At 59.3% G+C, this 18,141-nt stretch carries 17 protein-coding genes; 11 read left to right on the top strand and 6 right to left on the bottom strand.

Annotated elements, in window-relative coordinates; all coding sequences use genetic code 11:
• The first annotated feature begins 36 nt into the window (after positions 1-36).
• The 5 genes from V6L81_RS07420 (at position 37) to V6L81_RS07400 (ending at position 5,592) form a co-directional block, all read left to right on the top strand.
• Positions 37-1,632, top strand: a complete 1,596-nt coding sequence (locus V6L81_RS07420) for an ABC transporter substrate-binding protein (protein ID WP_095001575.1) — start codon at positions 37-39, stop codon at positions 1,630-1,632.
• A gap of 74 nt (positions 1,633-1,706) precedes the next feature.
• Positions 1,707-2,717, top strand: a complete 1,011-nt coding sequence (locus tag V6L81_RS07415) for an ABC transporter permease subunit (RefSeq protein WP_095001576.1) — start codon at positions 1,707-1,709, stop codon at positions 2,715-2,717.
• 10 nt (positions 2,718-2,727) lie between these two features.
• Positions 2,728-3,639 carry an ABC transporter permease subunit gene (locus V6L81_RS07410; protein ID WP_095001577.1) on the top strand — a complete coding sequence of 304 codons (912 nt, stop codon included), beginning with the start codon at positions 2,728-2,730 and terminating at the stop codon, positions 3,637-3,639.
• Positions 3,640-3,649: 10 nt separating this feature from the next.
• The gene (locus V6L81_RS07405; protein ID WP_095001578.1) at positions 3,650-4,618 is read left to right on the top strand and encodes an ABC transporter ATP-binding protein; all 969 of its coding nucleotides are present in this window, start codon (positions 3,650-3,652) and stop codon (positions 4,616-4,618) included.
• A complete protein-coding gene (locus V6L81_RS07400) occupies positions 4,618-5,592 on the top strand; it encodes a peptide ABC transporter ATP-binding protein (RefSeq protein ID WP_095001579.1) in 975 nt (324 codons plus the stop codon). Before V6L81_RS07405 ends, V6L81_RS07400 begins: the two co-directional genes overlap by 1 nt.
• Before the next feature lie 163 nt (positions 5,593-5,755).
• On the opposite strand, the gene V6L81_RS07395 is transcribed toward V6L81_RS07400, so the two are convergent.
• The gene (locus tag V6L81_RS07395; protein ID WP_095024055.1) at positions 5,756-6,040 is read right to left on the bottom strand and encodes a hypothetical protein; all 285 of its coding nucleotides are present in this window, start codon (positions 6,038-6,040) and stop codon (positions 5,756-5,758) included.
• 306 nt (positions 6,041-6,346) lie between these two features.
• The gene (locus V6L81_RS07390; RefSeq protein ID WP_016779471.1) at positions 6,347-7,930 is read right to left on the bottom strand and encodes a peptide chain release factor 3; all 1,584 of its coding nucleotides are present in this window, start codon (positions 7,928-7,930) and stop codon (positions 6,347-6,349) included.
• Positions 7,931-8,269: 339 nt separating this feature from the next.
• On the opposite strand from V6L81_RS07390, the gene V6L81_RS07385 reads away from it, so the two are divergent.
• From V6L81_RS07385 to leuD, 6 genes are all read left to right on the top strand, one after another.
• Positions 8,270-8,986, top strand: coding sequence for an ABC transporter permease (locus tag V6L81_RS07385; protein ID WP_095001582.1), 717 nt, complete (start codon positions 8,270-8,272; stop codon positions 8,984-8,986).
• 25 nt (positions 8,987-9,011) lie between these two features.
• Positions 9,012-9,905 (top strand): glycine betaine ABC transporter substrate-binding protein, encoded by an 894-nt coding sequence (locus V6L81_RS07380; RefSeq protein ID WP_095001583.1) that lies wholly within the window; start codon positions 9,012-9,014, stop codon positions 9,903-9,905.
• Positions 9,906-9,919: 14 nt separating this feature from the next.
• Complete coding sequence (locus tag V6L81_RS07375) at positions 9,920-10,573, top strand: ABC transporter permease (protein ID WP_095001584.1); 654 nt, start codon at positions 9,920-9,922, stop codon at positions 10,571-10,573.
• Positions 10,570-11,727, top strand: coding sequence for a betaine/proline/choline family ABC transporter ATP-binding protein (locus V6L81_RS07370; RefSeq protein WP_095001585.1), 1,158 nt, complete (start codon positions 10,570-10,572; stop codon positions 11,725-11,727). Before V6L81_RS07375 ends, V6L81_RS07370 begins: the two co-directional genes overlap by 4 nt.
• Before the next feature lie 168 nt (positions 11,728-11,895).
• Positions 11,896-13,317 (top strand): 3-isopropylmalate dehydratase large subunit, encoded by a 1,422-nt coding sequence (leuC, locus tag V6L81_RS07365; protein WP_095031994.1) that lies wholly within the window; start codon positions 11,896-11,898, stop codon positions 13,315-13,317.
• Entirely contained in the window at positions 13,314-13,928 is a 615-nt protein-coding gene (leuD, locus tag V6L81_RS07360) for a 3-isopropylmalate dehydratase small subunit (RefSeq protein ID WP_169916834.1), read from the top strand. Before leuC ends, leuD begins: the two co-directional genes overlap by 4 nt.
• A 21-nt stretch (positions 13,929-13,949) precedes the next feature.
• Here the strand turns inward: leuD and V6L81_RS07355 are convergent, their stop codons facing one another.
• From V6L81_RS07355 to V6L81_RS07340, 4 genes are all read right to left on the bottom strand, one after another.
• Entirely contained in the window at positions 13,950-14,858 is a 909-nt protein-coding gene (locus V6L81_RS07355; RefSeq protein WP_198417404.1) for a LysR substrate-binding domain-containing protein, read from the bottom strand.
• Positions 14,859-14,897: 39 nt separating this feature from the next.
• Positions 14,898-15,773: an alpha/beta fold hydrolase gene (locus tag V6L81_RS07350; RefSeq protein WP_095001589.1), complete on the bottom strand. Its 876-nt coding sequence runs from the start codon at positions 15,771-15,773 to the stop codon at positions 14,898-14,900.
• Between the two features lie 181 nt (positions 15,774-15,954).
• The gene (locus tag V6L81_RS07345; RefSeq protein ID WP_338660680.1) at positions 15,955-17,361 is read right to left on the bottom strand and encodes an ATP-binding protein; all 1,407 of its coding nucleotides are present in this window, start codon (positions 17,359-17,361) and stop codon (positions 15,955-15,957) included.
• Between the two features lie 19 nt (positions 17,362-17,380).
• Positions 17,381-18,139 carry a response regulator gene (locus V6L81_RS07340; RefSeq protein ID WP_095001591.1) on the bottom strand — a complete coding sequence of 253 codons (759 nt, stop codon included), beginning with the start codon at positions 18,137-18,139 and terminating at the stop codon, positions 17,381-17,383.
• Positions 18,140-18,141 lie beyond the last annotated feature (2 nt).

Below are 18,141 nucleotides of genomic sequence, written 5' to 3'. Positions count from 1 at the left end.
GTTACGCTGGCTCACCCGACTCTGGAGAGGGTTGCAATGAAAAGATTCCCACTACGCACTGCCCTGGCCGCGGCACTGCTCTGCACCACTGTGAGTGTCAGCGCGAAAACCCTGGTGGTCTGCACTGAAGCCAGCCCTGAAGGGTTCGACATCGTTCAGTTCACCACCGCCGTGACTGCCGATGCTTCGGCCGAGACCATACTCAACCGCCTGGTCGACTTTGCCCCCGGTACCACGGATGTGGAGCCCGCCCTGGCCGAGCGCTGGGACATCAGCCCGGACGGGCTTGAATACACATTTCACCTGCGTCCCGACGTAAAGTTTCACACCACTGATTATTTCAAACCGACCCGAACCCTGAACGCCGATGACGTGGTCTGGAGTTTTCAGCGCCAGCTGGACCCGAATCACCCGTGGCACAAACTGTCGCTGGTCGGTTACCCCTACTTTGAAAGCATGGGTTTCAAGGACCTGCTCAAGAGCGTCGAGAAAGTTGACGACCTGACGGTAAAAATCACTCTCAACCACCCTGAAGCGCCGTTTCTGCGCGACGTGGCCATGCCGTTCAATTCCATCTACTCCGCCGAATACGCCGACCAGTTGCTCAAGTCCGGCAAAACCGCCGACCTCAATGCCAAGCCGATCGGCACCGGCCCGTTTATCTTCGTGCGCTACAACAAGGATGCCCAGGTACGCTTCAAGGCCAACCCGGACTACTTCCGTGGCAAACCGCCCAGTGATGCGCTGATCTTCGCCATCGCCACCGACAGCAACGTGCGCCTGCAAAAGCTCAAGGCCAACGAATGCCAGATCGCGCTGTACCCCAAGCCTGATGAGGTCAAGAACATCCGCAAGGACCCCAACCTCAAGGTCGATGAGCTGGCCGCCCTGATGACCAGCTATATCGCCATGAATACCAGTCACAAGTACCTGAGCGATGTGCGCGTACGCAAAGCCATCGACATGGCCTTCGACAAGCAGACCTATCTGAACTCCGTCCACGGCGAAGGCAACGCACTGCTGGCCGTCAACCCTTACCCGCCGACCATGCTGGGCTACAACACCAGCATCCAGCGGCCGCCCCGCGACCTGGACAAGGCCCGGGCCTTGCTCAAGGAAGCCGGGGTACCTGAAGGCACGGTACTGACCCTCTTCACCCGCAACGGCGGCGGCCCGACCAACCCCAACCCGATGCTGGGTGCGCAGTTGCTGCAGTCCGACCTGGCACAAATCGGCCTCAAGCTGGATATCCGGGTCATGGAATGGGGCGAAATGCTCAAACGCGCCAAAAATGGCGAACATGATCTGGTGTCGACCGGTTGGGGCGGCGATAACGGCGACCCGGATAACTTCCTGACCCCGCTGCTTAGCTGCGAGGCGGCCAAAAACGGCGAGAACTACGCCCGCTGGTGCAACAAGGACTTCGAAAGCCTGATCACCAAAGCCCGTGGTATCACTGAACCCTCGCAACGGGCCGAGTTCTATCAACAGGCACAGATGATTTTTAATCAGGACCAACCCTGGATCAACGTAACCCATCCTATGCTGTTCACGGCGATGCGCAAAAACGTCGAGGGCTATACCCTTAGCCCCCTGACCAACAACAACTTCGCCACAACCCAGGTGAAGTAGAACAATAAAAACCCGCCAGGGTTTACCTCAACCCCGGCGGACCTGCCTGACCGGCTGATAAGGAACACCACACGATGTTTAGTTTTATTGCCCGCCGAGTGGGGTTGTTGATCCCCACGTTCTTCGGCATCACCTTGCTCACCTTTGCCCTGATTCGCATGATCCCGGGTGACCCGGTCGAAGTCATGATGGGTGAGCGCCGGGTAGACCCTGAAATGCACGCCCAGGCCATGGAGCGCCTGGGTCTGAACAAGCCGCTGCACGAGCAGTACATCGACTACGTCAGCAAACTGGCACATGGCGATCTGGGCGAGTCATTGCGCACCCGTGAAAGCGTGTGGAGCGAATTTTCCGCACTGTTCCCCGCCACGCTGGAACTGGCCAGCGCCGCCCTGTTGTTCGCCGGCATCCTCGGGCTACTGGCGGGAGTGATCGCGGCACTCAAACGCGGCTCATTGTTTGACCACGGCGTGATGGGTATCTCCCTGGCGGGGTATTCGATGCCGATCTTCTGGTGGGGCCTGATCCTGATCATGTTCTTCTCCGTGGGCCTGGGCTGGACCCCGGTGTCCGGGCGTATCGACCTGCTCTACGACATAGAGCCCAAAACCGGCTTCATGCTTATCGACACCCTGCTCAGCGACGAGCCCGAAGCCTTCTGGGACGCGTTGCACCACCTGATTCTGCCGGCCATTGTGCTGGGTACCATTCCGCTGGCCGTGATCGCGCGGATGACCCGCTCATCCATGCTTGAAGTGCTGCGCGAAGACTACATCCGTACCGCCCGCGCCAAAGGCCTGTCACCCGCCCGCGTGGTGTTCGTGCACGGCCTGCGCAACGCCCTGATCCCGGTACTGACCGTGGTCGGCCTGCAAGTGGGCACCCTGCTGGCCGGTGCAGTCCTGACCGAAACCATTTTTTCGTGGCCCGGTATCGGTAAATGGCTGATCGAAGCCATTGGCGCCCGGGACTATCCCGTGGTGCAAAACGGCATCCTGCTAATCGCCTGCCTGGTGATTCTGGTCAACTTCGTAGTCGACATCCTCTACGGCTTTGCCAACCCACGCATCCGTCACCAGCGCTGAGATCCTGACCATGAGCACCTCCCCAAGCACGACCGAAGTGGATCAAAGCCTGCTTTATCCATCACCGTACAAAGAATTCTGGCATGCCTTCTCCCGGAACAAGGGCGCTGTGGCGGGTCTGATTTTCATGACCATCATCGTGTTCTGCGCGATCTTCGCCCCGTGGGTCGCCCCCCATAGCCCGAGTGAGCAATACCGCGACTTTCTGCTGACCCCGCCGGTCTGGCTGGAAGGCGGCAACTGGCAATTTCTGCTGGGCACCGATGAACTGGGTCGCGACCTGCTGTCACGCCTGATCGAAGGTTCACGGCTGTCGCTGTTGATCGGTTTGTCGTCTGTGGTCATCTCGCTGATTCCGGGCGTGATCCTGGGCCTGTTTGCCGGCTTTTTTCCGCGCCTTCTCGGCCCGGGCATCATGCGGTTGATGGACATCATGCTGGCCCTGCCTTCCTTGCTGCTGGCCGTGGCGATTGTCGCCATCCTCGGCCCTGGCCTGATCAACACCGTGATCGCCATTGCCGTGGTGTCGTTGCCATCGTACGTGCGTCTGACCCGTGCCGCCGTGATGGGCGAGCTGAACCGCGACTATGTGACCGCTGCCCGCCTGGCCGGTGCCAGTCTGCCGCGCCTGATGTTTATCACTGTGCTGCCCAACTGCATGGCGCCGCTGATCGTGCAGGCCACCCTGAGTTTCTCCTCGGCGATCCTCGACGCCGCAGCACTGGGCTTTCTTGGCCTCGGCGTACAACCGCCAACCCCTGAGTGGGGCACCATGCTGGCTTCGGCCCGCGACTATATCGAACGCGCGTGGTGGGTCGTCAGCCTGCCTGGCTTGACCATTTTGCTCAGCGTGCTGGCAATCAACCTGATGGGCGACGGCCTGCGCGATGCGCTGGACCCGAAACTCAAGAACGCCGCCTGAGGAGATTCCCATGTCACTGTTAGAAATCAAGAATCTCAATGTCCGTTTTGGCGACGCTACGGCCGTGCCGGTGGTAGACGGCCTGAGCCTGTCTGTGGATAAAGGCGAAGTACTGGCAATTGTCGGTGAGTCGGGGTCGGGCAAGTCCGTGACCATGATGGCGCTGATGGGCCTGATCGAGCACCCTGGTATCGTCAGCGCCGACGCGCTGACCTTCGACGGCAAGAACATGCTGACCCTCAGCGCGCGTCAGCGCCGCCAGATCGTCGGCAAGGACATGGCGATGGTCTTCCAGGACCCCATGACCGCACTGAACCCCAGCTACACCGTGGGTTTCCAGATCGAGGAAGTGCTGCGCCTGCACCTGAAAATGTCCGCCAAGGCGGCGCGCAAACGAGCCATCGAGCTGCTGGAAAAAGTTGAAATCCCGGGGGCTGCCAGCCGCATGGACGCCTACCCGCACCAACTGTCGGGCGGCATGAGCCAGCGCGTGGCGATTGCCATGGCGATTGCCGGTGAACCCAAACTGCTGATCGCCGACGAACCTACCACGGCCCTGGACGTAACCATCCAGGCGCAGATAATGGACCTGCTGCTGAGCCTGCAACGCGAACAGAACATGGGCCTGGTGCTGATTACCCACGACCTCGCAGTAGTCGCCGAAACCGCCCAGCGGGTATGCGTGATGTACGCCGGCCAGGCCGTGGAAGTCGGCAACGTGCCGGGGCTGTTTGATGTGCCCGCGCACCCGTACAGCGAGGCGCTGCTGGCTGCGATCCCGGAACACAGCATGGGCGCTGCCCGTCTGTCGACCTTGCCCGGCATCGTGCCCGGTCGCTATGACCGACCCAAAGGCTGCCTGCTGTCACCGCGCTGCCCGTATGTACAAGAGCAATGTCGTCAACAACGTCCTGCGCTGGAGCAACAGGCTCACAGCCAGGTGCGCTGCTTCTTCCCCTTGAATCAGGAGGTGGCGTAATGACTGTTGTTCTTACCGCCCGCGACCTAACCCGTCACTACGAAGTATCCCGTGGCATGTTCAAAGGCCATGCGCTGGTGCGCGCACTCAACGGCGTGTCATTTGAACTGGAAGCCGGTAAAACCCTTGCCGTGGTGGGAGAGTCCGGTTGCGGAAAATCCACCCTGGCCCGCGCGTTGACCTTGATTGAAGAGCCCTCCTCGGGCTCGCTGAAAATTGCCGGGCAAGAAGTTGCAGGGGCCAACAAGGCCGAGCGCAAACAACTGCGCAAAGACGTGCAGATGGTGTTCCAGAGCCCCTACGCCTCGCTCAACCCGCGGCAGAAAATCGGCGATCAACTGGCCGAGCCACTGCTCATCAACACCAGCCTGAGCGCCAGCGAGCGCCGCGAAAAAGTCCAGGCCATGATGAAACAGGTCGGCTTGCGCCCCGAGCATTACCAGCGCTACCCGCATATGTTCTCGGGGGGCCAGCGCCAGCGTATCGCCCTGGCTCGGGCCATGATGTTGCAACCCAAGGTGCTGGTGGCGGACGAACCGACCTCGGCGCTGGACGTGTCGATCCAGGCGCAGGTGCTTAACCTGTTTATGGATTTGCAGCAGGAGTTCAACACTGCCTACGTGTTCATTTCCCACAACCTGGCGGTGGTGCGACATGTGGCCGACACGGTACTGGTGATGTACCTCGGTCGCCCGGTAGAGATGGGCCCCAAGGAAGAGATCTACACCCGGCCGTTGCACCCCTACACCCAGGCGCTGCTGTCGGCCACGCCGACGATCCACCCCGATCCGCTCAAGCCAAAAATCAAGATCGTCGGCGAGCTGCCCAACCCGCTGAACCCGCCATCAGGTTGCGCCTTTCACAAGCGCTGCCCGTATGCGACCGAGTTGTGCAGCACAGACGAACCTGTACTGCGCCTGCTCGACAACCGCCAGGTTGCCTGCCATCACGCGGAGCAGTTTTTGCAGAGCTAAGCACGACCCGTAGCAGCTGCCGAGGAACGAAGGCTGCGTTCGGCGGCGCAGCCGTCGTAAAATCGAGGCCCGCGGAGTAACAGACATACCGCAAGCTCAGGTTTTACGATTGCTTCGCAATCGAACGCAGCCTTCGGCAGCTGCTACACATAGGGGTAATGCATTACGTCTGGCTATCGCCTTCATCGCCCTCATCGCCGTTATCCCCACCGTCACCGCCGCCATCACCATCGGTCTGGTCATCATCCCCCGAACTGCCGCCCTGCCCCTGGTCCCCAGGTTCGGAATCCGACTTGTAGATGGCATGAATTGTCGGCCCCGGCACGCCTGTTACTGAAAACCCGGCCCCCGTGCTGCTCAGCGGGTTGCTCGCCCAAGCCGCCGAGGCACTCACCGTCAGCAGCACCAGCACCTTGAGCAACAGCACAATGCGTTGAAAAAGCTTCATCGCGATTTCCATCCTGTTGTGAGAAAAGCACCCTTTAAACCTAGTCCGCCCCTTTCAGCTTTTCCAGAAACTCACAGGCTGGGATATACCCATTCGGAGTAACGCAGCCGCGTTTGTCGATACTGTGTGATGGGCCATACGCTCACTTGTAGCCGTTGACGAGCAGCGCGAGGCTGCGTCCGGCTGCGTAGCAGTCGTAAATTGCTTCGGGCGCGATCGCAGCCTTCGGCAGCGACTATAAAGTTCGCGGGCAAAAAAAAGCGAAGCCCAAGGGCTTCGCTTTATTTCAACCAGACACCGAAGTGTTTAGTGATGCTCACGGGTAGCGCGGAATTTCACATCCGGCCAGCGCTCTTCCATCAACGCCAGATTGACGCGGGTCGGAGCCAGATAGGTCAGGTGACCGCCACCGTCCACCGCCAGGTTTTCCACAGCTTTGACGCTGAACTCTTCGAGCTTCTTCTTATCGTCGCAATCAATCCAGCGAGCCGAGTACACAGTGATCGGCTCGTAGGAGCATTCCACTTTGTATTCTTCTTTCAAGCGGCTGGCGACCACGTCGAACTGCAGCACACCCACGGCGCCCAGGATGATGTCGTTGCTGCGCTCCGGGAAGAACACCTGGGTGGCGCCCTCTTCGGCCAGTTGCTGCAAGCCCTGGCGCAATTGCTTGGACTTGAGTGGATCGCGCAGACGTACGCGACGGAACAGTTCCGGGGCAAAGTGCGGAATACCGGTGAAGCTCAGGCTCTCACCTTCGGTGAAGGTGTCACCGATCTGGATGGTGCCGTGGTTGTGCAAACCGATGATATCGCCTGCAAAAGCCTCTTCGAGCTGTTCACGCTCGGAGGAGAAGAACGTCAGCGCATCGCCGATACGAACATCTTTGCCGGTGCGCACATGGCGCATTTTCATGCCCTTTTCGTATTTGCCCGAGCAAATGCGCATAAAGGCGATACGGTCGCGGTGTTTCGGGTCCATGTTCGCCTGGATCTTGAACACGAAACCGGTGAATTTCTCTTCAACCGGCTCGACGGTACGCTCGTTGGCAACACGGGCCAGCGGCTTCGGCGCCCAGTCCACTACCGCGTCGAGCACATGGTCGACACCAAAGTTGCCCAGTGCGGTACCGAAGAACACCGGGGTCAACTGGCCGTCGAGAAATTCCTGCTGGTTGAATTCATGGCAAGCGCCCTGAACCAGTTCCAGTTGATCAACAAAACGATCGTACTCGTCACCCAAGTGGGCCCGGGCTTCATCGGAATCGAGCTTTTCGATGATTTTGGTTTCGGTGCGCTCATGCCCATGACCGGCGGTGTAGACGATGATGTAGTCGTCTGCCAGGTGGTAGACACCCTTGAAATCGCGGTAGCAGCCGATCGGCCAGGTGATCGGCGCCGCCTTGATTTTCAGGACCGCTTCGATCTCGTCCAGCAACTCGATCGGGTCGCGAATATCGCGGTCGAGTTTGTTGATAAAGCTGACGATTGGCGTGTCACGCAGACGACACACGTCCATCAGGGCGATGGTACGTGGCTCAACGCCCTTACCGCCGTCGAGGACCATCAGCGCCGAGTCGACCGCGGTCAGCGTGCGGTAGGTGTCTTCGGAGAAGTCTTCGTGGCCCGGGGTGTCGAGCAGGTTGATCATGTTGTCGCGATACGGGAACTGCATGACCGACGTGGTAATCGAAATACCCCGTTGTTTCTCCATTTCCATCCAGTCGGAGGTGGCATGGCGGTCGGACTTTCGCGATTTCACCGTACCGGCGACAGCAATCGCCTTACCCATCAGCAAGAGCTTTTCGGTGATGGTGGTCTTACCCGCATCGGGGTGGGAAATAATGGCGAAAGTGCGGCGTTTCGCGACTTCGGCGGCCTGGTTGGTCATGGGAAATCGCCTGACGATTGATTCAAAAAAGGGCGCGGATTATAGCTCAAATCAGGCGCCTACAGCCACCGTTGGAACCGTGGCTCGTCGGACAAGGGTGGCAATGTGCCGTAAAAAATGTGAACCTTTTAAACAGTGGAGGCGTCCACTCTCCTGATACGACAAAGCGTCAGGGGCTGAAATATCAGCAAGTTAGCCTGACGAGGCTGCGCTAATGACAGGTGTTGAGGGCGCATTTTCGCCACCACCTGTTGCTCTTCGCGAACATATTGCCGGCAGCCAGGAATGGCCTTGCCACACGACGATGTGTTCGCCGACTGAAAAAAAAGGAGTCCGTCTATGGCGAATCGCTATGGAAAAGGGCTTATAGGATGCGCGGTCGTTATCGCGCTTCTGGCCCTGTTGGTCCACTGGATCGGCATCAGCACTATCGAACACTATCAAGATGATTTGTTGTTCTACCTGCAAGCCCACCTGTACCTGGTACTCGCTTCAATGCTCGCCGCCCTCCTTGTAGGGATACCTGCCGGCATTTTCCTCAGCCGACCTTCAATGGCCGGACGTGCGGAACGCTTCATGCAAGTCTTCAACATCGGCAACACCGTGCCTCCTCTGGCGGTACTGGCCATTGCCCTGGGTTTCCTGGGCATCGGTAGCGGCCCTGCCATCTTCGCCCTGTTTCTCGCCTCGTTGCTGCCCATTGTGCGCAATACCTACGAAGGCTTGAAAAACGTCCAGGGTTCGCTCAAGGAAGCCGCCGTCGGTATCGGCATGACCCCGCGCCAGGTGCTGTGGCGGGTCGAGTTGCCCAACGCCGTGCCCATCATCATGGGCGGTGTACGCGTGGCACTGGCGATCAACGTCGGTACCGCCCCGCTGGCGTTCCTGATCGGCGCCAACAGCCTGGGCAGCCTGATTTTTCCAGGCATTGCCCTCAACAATCAGCCGCAACTGATCCTCGGCGCCGCCTGTACTGCGCTGCTGGCACTGCTGCTCGACGGCCTGGTGATACTCATCAGCCGCCAGTGGTTGGAACGCGGTCTGCGACCTGCTTAAGGTCTGGCTGAGCAAAGGAATAACCATGAAAAAAATTAGCTTTTTACTAGGCTGCATCCTGCTGTGTGCAGGAATTGCCCAGGCTGCGGAAAAACCCTTGATTCGCATTGGGGCGCGGGTGTTTACCGAGCAAACCCTGCTCGCGGAAATCACTTCGCAATACCTCAACAGCAAGGGCTATAACGCTCAGGTCACCGGCGGGCTGGGCAGCAGCCTGGCGCGTTCGGCCCAGGAGTCGGGGCAACTGGACATGGTGTGGGAATACACCGGCGTTTCGCTGGTGGCCTACAACCACATCACCGACAAACTCGACAGCCAGCAATCCTACGACCGGGTAAAAGAGGTCGATGCTAAACAAGGACTGGTCTGGCTGCATCCGTCCAAGTTCAGCAACACCTATGCGCTGGCACTGCCACAAAAGGTGGCCGAAGCGTTTCCGGGCATCAACAGCATCAGCGACCTGAACAAGGCAATGCGCGAACCGGACAACAAAAATGCGCTGGTGGCCCTGGACACCGAGTTCGCCAACCGCTCCGACGGCTTGCTGGGTATGGTCAAGCTCTACGACATGGACCTGACCCGTCGCAATATCCGCCAGATGGACGCCGGGCTGGTCTACACCGCGCTGAAAAACGGCCAGGTGTTTGCCGGACTGGTCTACACCACGGACGGTCGCTTGAGCGCCTTCAATCTCAAATTGCTTGAAGACGACAAGCACTACTTCCCGGACTACACCGCCGCGCCGGTAGTGCGTCAGGCCTACCTGGATCAGCACCCCGACCTTGCGGGGCTGCTCAAGCCACTGGCCGATCTGTTTGACGATGAAACCATGCGTCAACTCAACGCCCGGGTCGATGTAAACCACGAAAGCCCGTCCAAAGTCGCCGCAGACTTTCTGCGCCAGCATCCACTGAACTGAAAAGAGGAGAAGACATGGAATTTTTAAACGCCTTTTCCCACATGGACTGGTCGCTTGTTCTGCATCTGACCTTGCAGCACATCACCCTGGTCGGCATTGCCGTGATTCTGGCAATCCTGATCGGCGTGCCGCTGGGCGTGCTGATGACACGCTTTCCGTCGCTGGCCGGCCCGCTGCAAGCCAGCGCCACGGTGCTGCTGACCATTCCGTCAATTGCCCTGTTCGGCCTGCTGCTGCCGTTCTATTCGAAGTTCGGCCAGGGTCTTGGCCCTATGCCGGCCATTACCGCCGTGTTTTTGTACTCACTGCTGCCGATCATGCGTAACACCTTCCTGGCCCTCACCGGCGTGGAACCGGGTATTCGCGAAGCCGCTCGCGGTATCGGCATGACCTTCAGCCAGCGCCTGCGCATGGTTGAGCTGCCTATCGCCGTGCCGGTGATTCTGGCCGGTGTGCGTACCGCCGTGGTCATGAACATCGGCGTCATGACCATTGCCGCCACCATCGGTGCCGGTGGTCTGGGTGTACTTATTCTTGCTGCAATCAGCCGTAGCGACATGTCGATGCTGATCGTAGGCGCCGTGTTGGTCAGTGTTCTGGCCATCATCGCCGACCTGCTTCTGCAATGGCTGCAACGCTCGCTGACTCCAAAAGGACTGCTCAAATGATCGAACTTCAAAACCTCAGCAAAACATTCCAAAGCAACGGCAAAGATGTAAAGGCCGTGGACTCGGTAAACCTGACCGTCAATGAAGGCGAAATCTGCGTATTCCTCGGGCCTTCGGGCTGCGGCAAAAGCACCACGCTGAAAATGATCAACCGTCTGATCAAGCCCACGTCGGGCAAGATCCTTATCAATGGCGAAGACACCACTGACCTCGACCCGGTAACCCTGCGTCGCAATATTGGTTATGTGATCCAGCAGATCGGCCTGTTCCCCAACATGACCATCGAGGAGAACATCACCATCGTTCCGCGCCTGCTGGGGTGGGACAAGCAAAAGTGCCATGACCGTGCCCGCGAACTGATGAGCATGATCAAGCTGGAGCCCAAGCAATACCTCAACCGTTATCCGCGCGAACTGTCTGGTGGTCAGCAGCAACGAATCGGCGTGATTCGCGCCCTGGCGGCCGATGCGCCGCTGCTGCTGATGGATGAACCGTTTGGTGCGGTGGACCCGATCAACCGCGAGATGATCCAGAACGAATTCTTCGAGATGCAGCGCGCGCTGAACAAGACCGTAATCATGGTCAGCCACGACATCGACGAAGCGATCAAACTGGGCGACAAGATCGCCATCTTCCGTGGCGGCAAACTGTTGCAAATGGACCACCCGGATACCCTGCTCGCTCACCCGGCGGACGACTTCGTGAGCAACTTTGTCGGCCAGGACAGCACCCTCAAGCGCCTGCTGCTGGTCAAGGCCGAAGATGCCGCGGACAACGCGCCATCGGTGAGCCCGGAAACCCCGGTGGCCGAAGCCCTGGAGCTGATGGACGAACTGGACCGTCGCTATGTGGTGGTCACCTGTGCCGACAACAAGGCACTGGGGTATGTACGTCGTCGTGACCTGCATCGCCAGACAGGCACCTGTGGCCAGTTCCTGCGGGAGTTCACCGCGACCGCTGCGTCGGAAGAACATTTGCGCATCCTGCTGTCGCGCATGTACGAGTTCAACCGCTCGTGGTTGCCGGTGATGGACGCCGAACGCGTGTTCCAGGGCGAAGTGACGCAAGAATCGATTGCGGCGTACCTGAGTTCGGGTCGTTCGCGTGGCGCCAAGACCAGCATTGTTTCACCGGCTGAAATAGCTTCCGCTTGAGCCCTGTAGCCGCTGCCGCAGACTGCGCCGGGTTGCGCAGCCTGCGGCAGCGGCTACAACCTGTTGTATCCAACACGAATCATGTTCTGAGCCATCACTGCATCGCCATTGATGGTGCTCCCCGCGTCCTTATGATGGTTCGCACGCCTCCCGCTGCGAGCCATCACCATGCCCCATGCCAAAACCCTCTACGACAAGCACATTGATGCGCACACCGTGTGCGCGCTCGATGATCAAGGTCACGTCTTGCTATACATAGACCGTCAGGTCATTAACGAATACACCAGCCCGCAAGCCTTCAGTGGTTTGCGTGAAGCCGGGCGCGAAGTGTGGCGCCCGGAAACCGCCCTGGCGGTGGTTGACCATGTGAACCCGACCGCCCCCGTGCGCGTGGCCGCCATGGCCGATGCAGGCGGCGCTTTGCAGGTGTCGTATCTGCAACAGAACTGCGAAAAGTTTGGCATCGAGCTGTTCGATGTGCTCGACCAGCGCCAGGGGATCGAACACGTTATCGCCCCCGAGCAAGGCTTCATCCTGCCCGGCATGATGATCGCCGCAGGCGACAGTCACACCACGACTTATGGCGCGCTGGGTGCCTTCGGCTTTGGTATCGGCACCTCTGAAATCGAGCACCTGCTGGCCACTCAGACACTGGTCTACAAACGTCTGAAAAGCATGCGAGTGACCGTCCAGGGCGCGCTGGGCCTGGGGCTGACGTCAAAAGACCTGATCATGGCCCTGATCGCCAAAATCGGCGCTTCAGGCGCCACCGGCTATGCCATTGAATTTACCGGCTCGACCATCGATGCATTGAGCGTCGAAGCGCGCATGACCATCTGCAACATGGCCGTGGAAGCCGGTGCCCGCGGTGCTTTTATGGCGCCCGATGACAAGGTGTACGCCTACCTCAAAGACAAACCCCGTGCCCCACAAGGCGAGTTATGGGAACAAGCGGTTGAGCATTGGTGCCTGCTTTATAGCGACCCCGACGCGCAGTTCGATCAAGAGGTGCAAGTGGACGCCACTGACCTGCAACCGATGGTCACGTGGGGCACCAGCCCCGATCAGGCCGCCGCCATTGGCAGCCGCGTACCGGACCCGCAGGCGATCAGCGACTTGATCTTGCGTCAGGACATGCGCCGGGCCTTGAACTACATGGGCCTGGAGGCTGGCGCGCCGCTCAATGAAGTGGTGATCAGCCATGCCTTTATCGGTTCGTGCACCAACGCCCGCATTGAAGATTTACGTGACGCCGCACAGGTGGTGCGCGGCCAGAAAGTGGCCACGCATGTGCGGGCGATGATCGTGCCGGGGTCGACTCAGGTGCGTGATCAGGCCGAGGCCGAAGGGTTGGCCGCGATCTTTATCGACGCCGGTTTTGAGTGGCGCCAGTCCGGGTGCTCCATGTGCCTGGCCATGAATGATGACGTACTCGCCCCCGGCGACCGCTGCGCCTCCAGTACCAATCGCAACTTCGAAGGCCGCCAGGGCGCCGGGGCACGCACCCACTTGATGAGCCCGGCGATGGTCGCGGCCGCCGCCATTACCGGCCATCTGGTCGACGTTCGCCAACTGTCAGGGAGAGTCTGAGCATGCAACCTTTCACCACCGTCAGCGGCAAGGCAGCACCGATGCTCGCGGCCAACATCGATACCGATGTGATCATGCCCAAGCAGTTTCTTAAAGGCATTGATCGCAACGGACTGGATCGCGGTCTGTTTTTTGACCTGCGTTTCCTGCCTTCGGGCGAGCCGAACCCGGCGTTCGTCCTTAATCAGCCGGGCTGGAAAGAGGCACGCTTTTTAGTCACCGGGCCGAATTTTGGCTGTGGCTCCAGCCGGGAACATGCAGTCTGGGGATTGAAGCAACTCGGTATCCGGGCCTTGATTGGCAGCAGCTTCGCCGGGATCTTTTATGACAACTGCCAGCGTAACGGGGTGTTGGTGATTACCCTGGAAGAGGCGCAGGTGCAGGCGCTAGGGCACACTGTCAGCCACGCAGACACGGCTGAAATTGCCGTTGACCTGCCGAGCCAAAGCATTTGTCTGGCCGATGGTTCAACGGTTGAGTTCCAGATCGACGGTCTGCGTAAAACCGCGCTGTTGCAGGGACTGGATGCCATTGGCAGCACCTTGCAACGCAGTCGGCAGATTCGCGAGTTCCAAGAGCGGCACTTGCAGGCCAACCCTTGGTTGAGCTGAAAAGCGCCCTCACGGCAGAGGTCACAACCGCCCCAACTGCTTCTGCAAAAACTCCACACACACCCGCAGCTTGCCCGAGTTAGCCAGCCGTGTCGGGTACACCGCCCACACGTCAGCGCTTTGCCAGTATTCAGGCAGTACCTGCACCAACCTGCCCTGTTCCAGCAGTGGCCTGACATCCCACATCGAGCGCAGCAACACGCCACGCCCGTCCAGTGCCCACTGCAACACTATCTCGCCACTGTTAGACGACAACGGCCCGCTGACGCGCACGCTGGCTTCGCCTTCCGGGCCTTGCAGTTGCCAGATGCCAAACGCGTTGTCGCGCTCTTTAAGCACCAGGCAATCGTGCTGCCCCAGGTCTTCCAGATGTTGAGGTACACCCCGGCGCTTGAGGTAGTCAGGGGAAGCGCACAACACGCGATTGTTGGTCACCAGCCGGCGCCCGATATGCTGGCCCGGAATGTCATCGCCCACATGAATCTCCAGATCGAAGCCTTCATGGACGATATTCACCACTCGATCAAATACGTCGAGGCGAATCTCCAGCTCGGGGTACTGCTCGGCCAGCAACGAAATGGCAGGCGCCACATGGTTGCGGCCAAAACCGAAAGTACTGCATACGTGCAAGCGTCCACGCGGGGCCGAATGCGCTTCGGACAGCTCATCCTGTAGCTGCTGAACATCATCCAGAATCCGTACCGCCCAGCGCTGCACCCGCTCGCCGTCATCGGTCAGCGCGATACGGCGGCTGGTGCGATGCAGCAAGCGACTGCCCAGGGTAGTTTCGAGAATTTGAATACGTTTGCTGACATAGGCTGGAGACAACCCCAGCTCTTCTGCCGCTGCGGCAAAGCCACCTTTGCGCACCACCGTGAGGAAGACCCGCAGGTCTTCAGGCAACGGCGCACTGTATTTTATTGGCGGCATGGTCATGAGCGGCTTGGCGGCAAGAGCGTACAGAATAGCTCAGCGCAGAAAAGGCAGCACATGTTCAAGCAGCAGTTCAGGGACTTCTTCGGCAATGTAGTGCCCGGACGGCAACGCCTGGCCACGCACATCGGTCGCGACTTTCTGCCATTCGCCAAGCGGGTCGAAACAACGCCCCACCGTGCCCTCCGCGCCCCACAACAGCAACACGGGCATATTCAAATACCGACCTGCGGCAATGTCCTCGCGGTCATGCTCAAGGTCAATCCCGGCGCTGGCACGATAGTCTTCGCAGATCCCCCGCGCCGCGCCCGGCAGTTTGATGCAGCGCACGTATTCAGCCAGCGCTTGGGCCGTAAACGGTTGCAAGCCCGCACTGCGGCTGCCCATCACGCTGAGCAGGTACTGTTCAGGATCGGCCTCGATAAGGCGTTCAGGCAACGGCGCCGGGCGAATCAAGAAGAACCAGTGCCAGTAAGCACGGGCAAAGGCCTCATTGGTTTGCGCGTACATAGCCAGCGTCGGCGCAATGTCGAGCATGACCAGGCGGGTAATCGCCTGCGGATGGTCCAGCGCCAGACGATGGGCAACTCGCGCGCCACGGTCATGGGCCAGTACCGAAAACTGCTCGAAACCCAGGCTGCTCATCAGCCTCAGCGAGTCACGGGCCATTTCACGCTTGCTGTAGTTGCTATGGTCGGCTACCGCTTCGGGCTTTTCACTGTCACCGTAGCCACGCAAATCGGCCACGACCACTGTGAAGTGCTCGGCCAATTGCCCGGCAACCTTGTGCCAGATCACGTGCGTCTGCGGGTGCCCGTGAATCAACAGCAACCCCGGCCCGTGACCGCCGACCCGGAAGGCAATCTGCACGCCATTGACCTGGCGCTGTACTGTGTTAAAACCGGCGAACATGAGGCTGCTCCTTCTAATGGTCAGCCCATGCTAGAGCTCCCAGATTCGGCGACAAGGGCCAAACCGTGGCGGCTCGATTCATGAAGTGTGGTACATCAGCTCGGCATCAAGGTCGGTGACTTAAATAGATCTCTCAACCCCCGGATCAAGGCTTTTGAAGTTGCGACTTGTTGAGTTGCTCTCAAGCCTTTGCCTGAGCGCTTGCGCCCTCACCCTCCCTGAGCGGCAAGAAAATACAGGCGGTCAAACCTCCCCCTTCACGATTACCAAGCACCAGGCTGCCCTTATGGCTGACGGCAATGCGCCTGGCGATACTAAGCCCCAGTCCAAAACCGCCAGATTGATCATTGCGTGAGGTATCCGCACGTACGAACGGATCGGTGACTGAATGCAGAACAGATTGCGCTATACCAGGCCCGCGATCATTGACTCGCAATGTCACACCGCTTGACGAGCGCTCGACCTCAATCGTTATTTCCCGGGCATAGGCCTGCGCGTTTACCAGCAAGTTCTGCAAGCAACGGTGCAGCAACACGCCGTTTGCGTAGAGCATCCCGCCCCGGCCGCTGACAGGCAATGGCTCGGCGGGTGTCGACAACTCCGTACACAGGTTGCGCAATACGCTGTCGAGATCAATAAACTGGCATGTGTGTTGGTTGGCACTTTGCAGATAGACGAGTACCTGAGTAATCATCTTGTCCATTTGATAAATGTTTTGCTTCAAGCGCTCACGCTGATCGAGATCGCTCAACCGCTCAATGCGTAAACGCATGCGGGTCAACGGCGTTCGCAGATCGTGGGACACTGCCGCCAGGAAAAAACTCTGGTCATTGACCATCGCGACAATCTGTTTCTGCATGGTGTTAAACATCTGGGCGGCCTGGCGGACTTCCAGAGGCCCTTCAATCGCCAACGGCGTCTGATCAAGGTTATCGCCCAACGCATTGGCGGCGTCACTGAGCCGTTTAAGAGGGCGCAGGCACAGTCGCACAGCCAGCCAGCACATCCCGATGACGCCGATAATGCGCACCACATAGACCCGCAGAATGTAGTCGGCAATTAACGCCCATGCTGACTCGCCGCTCCAGCCCTGCAACTCGTGCCCCTCGATGCTCAACCAATGACCATCGGCCAGGGGCACGGCGAAATCCACATGGGCGGTGGCCGTTTGCAGGCCAAAAAGGCTGCGCCAGACCAGTGGCTGACCGGATGCATCGGTCAGGTCGACCTCTAGCATCTCAATCGCAGGCGCGTAGCCCAACTCATACGCCAGTGCCTGTTTCAACAGCAAAGCCGTGCGTCGGGCCGCGCGATCATTGCCGGGTTGAGTATCGGGTTTCGTGGCCAGGCACCTGGCCGTGTAATTGGCCGGTGCTGTCTGGGGTTGCCCCGCAATGCAACGGTCTTGGTTAATCAATTGTGCCGTTCGGCTGGCCATCAACCGGACAGGCGCTTCGAGGACTTGCGCATAGCGCACATCGAACCAGATGCTGCTCGACAACAATTGAATAGCCAGCGTGCCGCTGACCAGAATCAGCGTCAGTTGGCCGAACAGGGTTTTGGGCCACAGGCGCATCACCCCCCGCACCAGAGCATCGCGCACCTGGTTAAACCGCCGCTTCAGGGCTGTAGACACTTAGCAGGTAACCTTCATTACGCACGGTCAGTATCTGGACGTGCCCCTCCTTGAAATGCTGGCGCAGACGGCTGATACACATGTCGATCGAGCGGTCGTCGGGCGAGTATTCTCGTCCCATCGCACTGAGTGTCAATTGATCACGCGACAACACTTGTTCACGGGCCTGGAGCAAATCACGCAACACCCTGAAGTCGGAGCGCGGCAAGGTCAGGGTCTGGCCACCCGGGGTGTGTAACAGGCGCTTTACATAATCGAGGCGATAGCCGACGAAGTCGCGGTGGGTCGTGACCGGGCGATCCGCGATGGGCTCGGCCCGTGCTTGCCGGCGCAGCACCGCCTTGATTCTGGCCACCAGCTCACGGGGCTCGAAAGGCTTGGTCAAATAATCGTCGGCGCCAACCTCCAGGCCAATGATGCGATCCAGCGCTGATCCCTTGGCGGAAAGCATGATCACGCTAAGGCCGGGGCGCGATTGAAGCTGGCGACACAGACTCAGGCCGTCTTCTCCCGGCAGCATGACGTCGAGCACGACCAGATCGACAGCCTGGCGCTCCAACTGCGCCCACATCTCAAGGCCATCGGCTGCTGCCAGCACATGGTCGCCGTTCTCACTCAGGTAATCACATAACAACTCGCGAATTTCATCATCGTCATCCACCACCAACAGCGTTTTGGCGGCCACGGGAGGTTTTGACGTGGGTAAAACATGGCGCTCATTACATTCCATTA

The sequence above is a fragment of the Pseudomonas bubulae genome, assembly GCF_037023725.1.
GTDB lineage: Bacteria > Pseudomonadota > Gammaproteobacteria > Pseudomonadales > Pseudomonadaceae > Aquipseudomonas > Aquipseudomonas bubulae.
This window is presented reverse-complemented; position numbering and strand designations above follow the sequence as displayed.

What these genes read in the sequence shown, in the direction of transcription:
- V6L81_RS07400 (WP_095001579.1), top strand. Translation starts at nt 4,618, where the DNA reads ATGACTGTTGTTCTTACCGCCCGCGACCTAACCCGTCACTACGAAGTA.
- V6L81_RS07355 (WP_198417404.1), bottom strand. Translation starts at nt 14,858, where the DNA reads ATGCCGCCAATAAAATACAGTGCGCCGTTGCCTGAAGACCTGCGGGTC.
- V6L81_RS07340 (WP_095001591.1), bottom strand. Translation starts at nt 18,139, where the DNA reads ATGGAATGTAATGAGCGCCATGTTTTACCCACGTCAAAACCTCCCGTG.
- V6L81_RS07405 (WP_095001578.1), top strand. Translation starts at nt 3,650, where the DNA reads ATGTCACTGTTAGAAATCAAGAATCTCAATGTCCGTTTTGGCGACGCT.
- V6L81_RS07380 (WP_095001583.1), top strand. Translation starts at nt 9,012, where the DNA reads ATGAAAAAAATTAGCTTTTTACTAGGCTGCATCCTGCTGTGTGCAGGA.
- V6L81_RS07420 (WP_095001575.1), top strand. Translation starts at nt 37, where the DNA reads ATGAAAAGATTCCCACTACGCACTGCCCTGGCCGCGGCACTGCTCTGC.
- V6L81_RS07375 (WP_095001584.1), top strand. Translation starts at nt 9,920, where the DNA reads ATGGAATTTTTAAACGCCTTTTCCCACATGGACTGGTCGCTTGTTCTG.
- V6L81_RS07350 (WP_095001589.1), bottom strand. Translation starts at nt 15,773, where the DNA reads ATGTTCGCCGGTTTTAACACAGTACAGCGCCAGGTCAATGGCGTGCAG.
- V6L81_RS07395 (WP_095024055.1), bottom strand. Translation starts at nt 6,040, where the DNA reads ATGAAGCTTTTTCAACGCATTGTGCTGTTGCTCAAGGTGCTGGTGCTG.
- leuC (WP_095031994.1), top strand. Translation starts at nt 11,896, where the DNA reads ATGCCCCATGCCAAAACCCTCTACGACAAGCACATTGATGCGCACACC.
- V6L81_RS07410 (WP_095001577.1), top strand. Translation starts at nt 2,728, where the DNA reads ATGAGCACCTCCCCAAGCACGACCGAAGTGGATCAAAGCCTGCTTTAT.
- V6L81_RS07370 (WP_095001585.1), top strand. Translation starts at nt 10,570, where the DNA reads ATGATCGAACTTCAAAACCTCAGCAAAACATTCCAAAGCAACGGCAAA.
- V6L81_RS07385 (WP_095001582.1), top strand. Translation starts at nt 8,270, where the DNA reads ATGGCGAATCGCTATGGAAAAGGGCTTATAGGATGCGCGGTCGTTATC.
- V6L81_RS07415 (WP_095001576.1), top strand. Translation starts at nt 1,707, where the DNA reads ATGTTTAGTTTTATTGCCCGCCGAGTGGGGTTGTTGATCCCCACGTTC.
- V6L81_RS07390 (WP_016779471.1), bottom strand. Translation starts at nt 7,930, where the DNA reads ATGACCAACCAGGCCGCCGAAGTCGCGAAACGCCGCACTTTCGCCATT.